3 protein-coding genes are annotated in these 5092 nt (G+C 70.8%); 2 read left to right on the top strand and 1 reads right to left on the bottom strand.

The features are described from left to right. Window positions 1-237 precede the first annotated feature (237 nt). Entirely contained in the window at window positions 238-1242 is a 1005-nt protein-coding gene (locus ACFWGZ_RS39395) for a LacI family DNA-binding transcriptional regulator (RefSeq protein WP_382456693.1), read from the bottom strand. Window positions 1243-1341: 99 nt separating this feature from the next. Between ACFWGZ_RS39395 and ACFWGZ_RS39400 the strand changes: the two genes are divergently transcribed. Both ACFWGZ_RS39400 and ACFWGZ_RS39405 read left to right on the top strand, forming a co-directional pair. Further along, entirely contained in the window at window positions 1342-3207 is a 1866-nt protein-coding gene (locus tag ACFWGZ_RS39400; RefSeq protein ID WP_382456694.1) for a discoidin domain-containing protein, read from the top strand. A 48-nt stretch (window positions 3208-3255) separates the two neighbouring features. Next, on the top strand, window positions 3256-5067 hold the full coding sequence (locus tag ACFWGZ_RS39405; protein WP_382456695.1) for a ricin-type beta-trefoil lectin domain protein: 1812 nt from the start codon (window positions 3256-3258) through the stop codon (window positions 5065-5067). Window positions 5068-5092: the final 25 nt, after the last annotated feature.

Genomic DNA, 5092 nt, shown 5'->3' on the forward strand with positions numbered 1-5092 from the left:
ATCCCCCTCCACGTGTGGCCCGCTCTTGGTGCGGCTTGTGACGGGGCACCCACCGCAACGCAACCACCAACGCAACGCGCAGCCGCCCAACGCACCAGGCGTGCCATCAACCCGCCCAGGGCGCGGTGCCCCCGATCAGATTGCCGGGGGTCCGGGGGCAGAGCCCCTGGGGGAAGCACGCAACGCAAGCCGGCCGCCCGCAAGGCGACCACCCGCCCAGGCCGCACCCGGGAAACCCTACAAAACCCCAGCAGTAGACTCCCGAACCACCAGCGCGGTGGCCAACTCGATGTGCAGAGCCGCAGGCGAATGCCCGTCCAGCACCCGCATCAACTGAGCGACAGCGATCCGCCCCATCTCCTCCAGGGGCTGCCGCACGGTGGTGAGCCCGGGAACAACGGCCCCGGCCAGATCGATGTCGTCGAACCCGACCACGGACAACTCCCGGGGCACCCGCAGCCCGAGCGAGCGAGCGGCCTGCAACACCCCCACCGCCACCTTGTCGTTGAAGCACACGACAGCACTGGGCCGGGGCGACAGGGACAACAACTCGGCGGCGGCCCTCGCCCCCTGCGCCACGGTGGGTTCGACGTGCCGCAACCGATCGGCCGACAACAGCACCCCGGCGGAGGCCAGCGCGGCTCGATGACCGGCCAGCCGGGCATCCCCGGCGAGCCACTCCTCGGGTCCGGCGATCACGGCGATGTCCCGGTGCCCCAGCGAGATCAGGTGGTCGGCGACGGCCCGGGCCCCGGACGAGTGCGCGGCGGACACGGCGGCCACGTCGGGCGGTGGCGGGGTCCGGGGGTCCACGACGACGAACGGGAACCCGCCGGAGGACAAGGCGACCAGCGCATCCCCCTCCTCCGGCGGCAAGATCAGGATCGCCCCGTCGGCGCCGGACTCGGGCAGCCGGGACAGCGCGTCGGTGCCCTGCCCCGACTCCCCCGCGTCCAGCACCAGCCGAGCCCCGTGCAGCTTCAGCCCCTCGGCGATCGACGAGACGATCAGCCCGAAGTAGTCGGTGAGCACGTAAGGACACCGCACGTAGACCGTGCGGACGCGGACGGACGCCGCGGCGCGGTGCCGTTCCACGGCCTGCAGCACCAGGTCTCGGGTCCGGGGCGCCACGTTGACGTGGTCGTTCAGCACCCGTGAGACGGTCGCGATCGACACACCGGTCTCCGCGGCGATGGCACGAACACTGGCGCGTTGTTTCACGTGTTCGATCTTGCGTTCCACCAGGTCAATGTACCGGAACTCGACCAGGCCATTGACCCTCGCCGCGCGCGGGTGTTTCATCCTGGAAGCTAACGTTTCACAGTGATGGACGGGTGTTACATGAGACGAACCGCGATCGTGGCCCTGACGCTGGGCCTCGCCGCCGCACCGGCCCCGCCCACTGCGGCGGCGTCCGGTGCACCGCAGGTCAGGGTGTGGGTGACCACGCCGGACCGGGCCGAGCTGCTGCACGAACGCCCGGCCGTCCGGTTCGGCACGACGCCCTCCGCGCAGCCCACGATCGTGGTCGACCCGGACCGCCGCTACCAGGAGGTCGACGGGTTCGGCGCCTCCATCACCGACTCGTCCGCGGAGCTCCTCGCGAACCTCGCGCCGGCCACCCGCGCCGAGACGATGCGCGCGCTCTTCGACCCCGTCCGGGGCATCGGGGTCAGCTTCCTGCGCCAGCCGGTCGGGTCCTCCGACTTCACGGCGGCCGCGGAGCACTACACCTACGACGACGTGGCGCCCGGCCGCACCGACTTCGAGCTGCGGCACTTCAGCGTCCGCCACGACGAGGCGAAGATCCTCCCGTTGCTGCGCGAGGCGAAGCGGCTCAACCCGCGCCTGAAGGTCATGGGCACGCCGTGGAGCCCGCCGGCGTGGATGAAGACCACCGAATCGCTGGTGGGCGGCCGGCTCAAGGACGACCCGCGGATCTACGACGCCTACGCGCGGTACCTGGTGGAGTTCGTCCGGGCGTACGCGAGGGCGGGCGTCCCGGTCGACTTCCTGTCCGTGCAGAACGAGCCGCAGAACCGCACGCCCGACGCCTACCCCGGCACGGACATGCCGGTGGCGCAGCAGATCGAGGTGATCGAGGCGCTCGGCCCGAAGCTCAGGGCCGCGAGCCCGCGCACGAAGATCCTCGGCTACGACCACAACTGGGCCACGCACCCGAACGACGGCACCGCGGAAGCCGACTACCCGTACCAGGTCCTGCGATCCCCCGCGGCGAAGTGGCTCGCCGGCACCGCCTACCACTGCTACTACGGCGACCCGAGTGCGCAGACGGCACTGCACGACGCCTTCCCGGACAAGGGGATCTGGTTCACCGAGTGCTCCGGGTCCAGGGGCGCGGCCGACCCGCCCGCCAAGGTCTTCAGCGACACGCTGCGCTGGCACGCCCGCAACGTCGTGCTCGGCACCACCCGCAACTGGGCGCGCAGCGCGGTCAACTGGAACATCGCGCTCGACAGCACCGGCGGCCCGCACAACGGCGGCTGCGCGACGTGCACCGGGCTGGTGACCGTGCAGCCGGACGGCTCCGTCGTGACCGACGCCGAGTACTACACGATCGGCCACCTCTCGAAGTTCGTGAAGCCGGGTGCGCGCCGCATCGCCAGCACCTCGTTCGGCACGACCGGCTGGAACGGACAGGTCATGGACACCGCGTTCCGCAACCCCGACGGCTCCACGGCCCTGGTGGTGCACAACCAGAACGACGAGCCGCGCGCGTTCGCGGTCAACGCCGGCGACCGCACGTTCGAGTACACCTTGCCCGGCGGCGCGCTGGCGACGTTCACCTGGACCGCGCAGCACCGCGGCGGACTCGGCCTCGTGCCGCTGACCGGTGCGACCGCGACCCCCGACGGCGCGGCGGCGATCGACGACGACGCGTCCACCCGGTGGTCCAGCGGCGCCGCGCAGGCCCCCGGCCAGTTCCTGCAGGTCGACCTGGGGCGCCGGACGGACTTCCGCCGGGTCGCCGTCGACTCCGGCGGCGACCTCGGCGACTACGCCCGCGCGTGGGAGCTCTCGGTGAGCAACGACGGCACCACCTGGCGCACCGTCGCCAGTGGACGGGGTGCCGGCCAGCTCACGAACATCGACGTCCGCCGCACCAGCGCGCGGTACCTGCGCATCACCTCCACCGGTGCCGCGAGCAACTGGTGGAGCATCGCCGATTTCCGCCTCTACCGCTGAGGAACGAGAACGGGCGCGTCCAACCCCCTGCAAGGAGCGCTGATGTCAATGACGACGAAACGCTGGCGCGGCATCGCGATCGCCGCGGCCGTCGTGACGGCGGGGAGCACCCTGGTGTCCCCCGCCGCCACCGCGGCCACGAACGCGAGCGTCTGGCTCACCACGGCCGACCGGTCGAACCTGCTGCGGCAGCAGGGCGACGTGGCGTTCGGCTCCGGCGGCAGCGGTGCCACGATCACGGTCAACCCGAACACGACCTACCAGTCGATGGTCGGCTTCGGGGCGTCGTTCACGGACGCGGCCGCGTGGAACATCTTCACCTCACCGCGCCGCACCGAGATCATGAACAACCTCTTCAACAAGAGCACCGGCATCGGCATGAGCTTCCTGCGCCAGCCGATCGGTGCGACCGACTTCTCCCGCAGCTTCTACACCTACGACGACGGCGCGGCCGACCCGACGCTGTCCCGGTTCTCCACCTCGCACGACAACGCCTACATCCTGCCGCTGTTGCAGCAGGCCAAGCAGCTCAACCCGCAGCTCGCCGTGATGGCGACGCCGTGGAGCGCGCCGGCGTGGATGAAGAACAACAACAGCCTCGTCCAGGGCTCGCTCAACGACGGCCGGATCGGCGTCTACGCCGACTACCTCGTCAAGTTCGCCCAGGCGTACAAGGCCGCCGGCATCCCGATCGACTACCTGAGCGTGCAGAACGAGCCCAACTTCGAACCGCCGGGCTACCCCGGCATGAGGATGTCGGCGCAGCAGCAGGTCAACGTCATCAACACGCTGGTGCCGAAGCTGCGCGCGGCCGGTGAGCAGGCGCGGATCCTCGGCTACGACCACAACTGGGACGACACGACCTACCCGCAGACCGTCAACAACGGCGCGGGCGGCAACGTGATCGGCTCCGCGTGGCACTGCTACGGCGGCAACCCGGGCGGCCAGTCCGTGGTGAAGAACAACCAGCCGGGCAAGGACATCTTCTTCACCGAGTGCTCCGGCACGCGGTCAGGAGACGACGCGTCGACGTTCCGCGACACGTTGCGCTGGCAGGGCATCAACCTCGCGATCGGCGCGACCCGCAACCACGCGCGGTCGGTGGCCATCTGGAACATGGCGCTGGACCAGAACAACGGCCCGGTGATCGGCAGCTGCACCAACTGCACGGGCGTCGTGCGCACCAACGGCAACGACGTCACCTACAACGCCGAGTACTACGTGCTCGGGCACCTGTCGAAGTTCGTGCAGCCCGGCGCGGTGCGCATCGACTCGACCGGCTACGGCGAGGGCGGTGTCCAGAACGTCGCCTTCCGCAACCCGGACGGCCGGATCGTGCTCGTCGCGCTGAACTCGGGCGGCCAGCAGAACTTCCGCGTCTCCTACCACGGCCAGACGTTCGGCTACAGCCTGCCCGCGGGCGCGATGGCGACGTTCACCTGGCCCGGCACGCTCGACCCCGGTCCGCCGCCGACCGGCCGCACCGGGGCGATCACCGGCCTGGGCGGCAAGTGCCTCGACGTCACCGACGGCTCGACGGCCAACGGCACCCTCCCGCAGCTGTGGACCTGCTCCAGCGGCCCGAACCAGACGTGGACCCTGTCCTCCGACGGCACGGTGCGCGGCCTGGGCAAATGCCTCGACGTGACCGGCAACGGCACGGCCGACGGCACCGCGGTGCAGCTGTGGGACTGCTTCGGCGGCGGCAACCAGCGCTGGACCGCGTCGAACGGGACGCTGGTGAACGCGGGCAGCGGCAAGTGCCTGGACGTCACCGGCAACAACACCGCGGACGGCGCGAAGCTCCAGATCTGGTCCTGCACGGGCGGCGCCAACCAGAGGTGGGCGGTTCCGGCGTGAGTCGCCGACGGCCGGTGCCCGCAGA

Origin of the sequence: Lentzea sp. NPDC060358 (genome assembly GCF_042725365.1) — a bacterium.
GTDB lineage: Bacteria > Actinomycetota > Actinomycetes > Mycobacteriales > Pseudonocardiaceae > Lentzea.

Bases quoted from the DNA above. Each gene is read 5' to 3' on its own strand.
- ACFWGZ_RS39400 (WP_382456694.1), top strand. From the start codon at position 1,342: ATGAGACGAACCGCGATCGTGGCCCTGACGCTGGGCCTCGCCGCCGCA.
- ACFWGZ_RS39405 (WP_382456695.1), top strand. From the start codon at position 3,256: ATGACGACGAAACGCTGGCGCGGCATCGCGATCGCCGCGGCCGTCGTG.